The following is a 2,128-nucleotide window of genomic DNA, read 5'->3' as shown; positions in this document are numbered from 1 at the left end:
GGTAGCCGCCATTCCCGGCGCGACCCATCTCGTCGGTCTTCGGCAGCCATTGCCGCCACTGTTCGTCATAGGCGAAGGCGCATCCCGCAAGGTCCGCGAGATGCGTCTCCGCCCGCAAGTGCCAGCCCATGCCGATCATGTCGCACGGGGTGACGCGTTCGCGGCCGCCGGTGTCGCGCCAGCGCATCGCGGTGACACCTTGTTCGTCGACCTCGATCAGTTCGAGGGTCACGCCCGCATGGTAACGGTCGCCGAGCCTCGCCCGCAGCGCCAGGCCGCGCAGCGCGACCAGCGGCCGGGCGGCGAGCCCCCGGAATCCCCGCATCTGCTGGCGCCAGGGTGATGTATCCAGCACCGCCACCACATCCGCTCCGGCCTTGACGAGTTGCGCACCGACCAGCGTCAGGAGAGGCCCGGATCCGATCAGCACGATCCGTCGCCCGAGGGCCACGCCCTGCGCCTTGAGCGCGATCTGCGCCGCGCCGAGGCTGTAGACGCCGGCGCTCTGCCAGCCCGGGACCGGAGCGACGCGATCGGATGCGCCGGTGGCAAGGATCAGGCGGTCATAGTTGACTAGCTGCACGCCGTCCTCCCCCAGCACGTGCAGCCGTCCCTCCTGCGCGGCGATGACCGAACTCGCTGCGCAATGGGTAAGGCGCCCCTCCTTGGCCAACCGGTCGAACAGTTCATGCAGCGAGCGCGCCTTCGCCGCCTCCGAGCCATAGAGCTGCCCCGGCGTGCGGACGAATCCGTCCGGTGGGCGACGATAGATCTGACCGCCGGCGCGATTGCCTTCGTCGATCACCATCGGGTGCAGCCCGGCCTCGACCAGCACCGCCGCGGCCCTTATGCCAGCCGGACCGGCGCCGACGATCACGATCTTCGGCGATGAAGCGTCGCTCACGGCCAGCTCTCCGGCGGCGTCGTGCGCAGCCGCATGCCCTCATCGATAGGGGTTGTGCACGCGCGCAGGCGCGGCCCCTCTTCCTGCCAGACCCAACAATCCTGGCAGGCTCCCATCAGGCAGAAGCCCGCGCGGGGTTCAGGCCCGAACTCGGACTTTCGTAAGGCTTGTCCCGACGCCAGCATGGCGGTCAGCAGCGTATCGCCGGCCAGCGCGCTGCGCATCTCGCCATCGAGGAAGAAATTCACCTCTACCCGGTCGCGCTCGGCCAGCCGGACGATGCGGCCGGCGCTGATCATTCAGCGGCCTCTCGCACCGGGCGAGGACGCGGCAGTTCGGGGAACCGTTCGCACGCCGCATCGAAGGCCGCCTGCACGCCCTCCGGCCCGGAGCGCCCTCTCATGCGGCGGAAGATCTCGGTCTTGGCGAAGAACCGCCAGTGGATCGGCAGGTCCCTCAGTATGGCGGTGAGCCGGTCGTATGCCGCAGGGGTCCATTGCGCTTCGTAGCCGTCGCGCTCTGGACCGAAATGGAAATGGCCGGCGGACGGCTTGTGCCGCGCGCGCAATTGCCCCGTAGCCTGCTCGTCGACTTCGCCGTCGCGGATGACGACGCCATAGTCGCGCTCCGCCGATGCCTCCGAAACATAGCCGCGCCGAACGTCCTGTGCGACCCGCCAGGGTTCGCGCAGATGCGGATCGCCGCGCCCGCCGCCTCCGGCGGAGCGGATATCGAGCAGGTCGCCGGGCTGCAGCACCGCGGTGTCGATGTTGCCCAGCCGCCGCTCGTGCTCGGTCCCCGGATTGACGACCATGTCCGACAGGCCGGCCGCCTTGCCGCCCAGCACGCCCCAGGGACGGAAAAAACTGCGGTCGCGGTTGCGCGCCGTGATCCTGGAGTCGGGCGCGAAGACGCGGAAGGCCATCTCGGTCGCCAGCCCGCCGCGCCAGCGGCCCGCCCCGCCGCTGTCCCTGGCGAGCCCGTATTTCACGAATTCGACCGGGGTCTCGGTCTCGGTGATTTCGATCGGCGTGTTCTTGAGATAGGCGGCATCGGCGCCCGAACCGTTGGTGCCATCGCGATGCGGCATCGCACCGCCGCCACCGACCACCGGGTTAACCGCGGCGATGACCGTCCGGCTGCTGCGCTCGTCGACAGTCATGACGTTGACGATGCAGTTGTTGCCGGCCGGCGCCGCGGGCAGGCGCTCGGGCACTGCTTGCG

Annotated in this window: 3 protein-coding genes; all 3 read right to left on the bottom strand. The window is 69.6% G+C overall.

Translation table 11 applies throughout. The annotated features are described in order from the left end of the window. Window positions 1–904, bottom strand: a 904-nt coding sequence (locus tag EOA33_RS33295) for an FAD/NAD(P)-binding oxidoreductase (protein WP_145989441.1), incomplete at its 3' end; no start/stop codon positions are given. Continuing rightward, on the bottom strand, window positions 901–1,203 hold the full coding sequence (locus EOA33_RS33290) for a (2Fe-2S)-binding protein (protein WP_126058821.1): 303 nt from the start codon (window positions 1,201–1,203) through the stop codon (window positions 901–903). The genes EOA33_RS33290 and EOA33_RS33295, both read right to left, overlap by 4 nt. Beyond that, window positions 1,200–2,128: hydantoinase B/oxoprolinase family protein (locus tag EOA33_RS33285; RefSeq protein WP_190234453.1), on the bottom strand; the 929-nt coding region annotated here is incomplete at its 5' end. The genes EOA33_RS33285 and EOA33_RS33290, both read right to left, overlap by 4 nt.

The organism is Mesorhizobium sp. M4A.F.Ca.ET.050.02.1.1 (assembly GCF_003997725.1).
GTDB lineage: Bacteria > Pseudomonadota > Alphaproteobacteria > Rhizobiales > Rhizobiaceae > Mesorhizobium.
The sequence above is the reverse complement of the archived record's forward strand: the minus strand, read 5'-3'. Positions and strand labels throughout refer to the sequence as shown.

Excerpts from the sequence above, each read along its gene's own strand:
- EOA33_RS33290 (WP_126058821.1), bottom strand. The coding sequence starts at position 1,203 with ATGATCAGCGCCGGCCGCATCGTCCGGCTGGCCGAGCGCGACCGGGTA.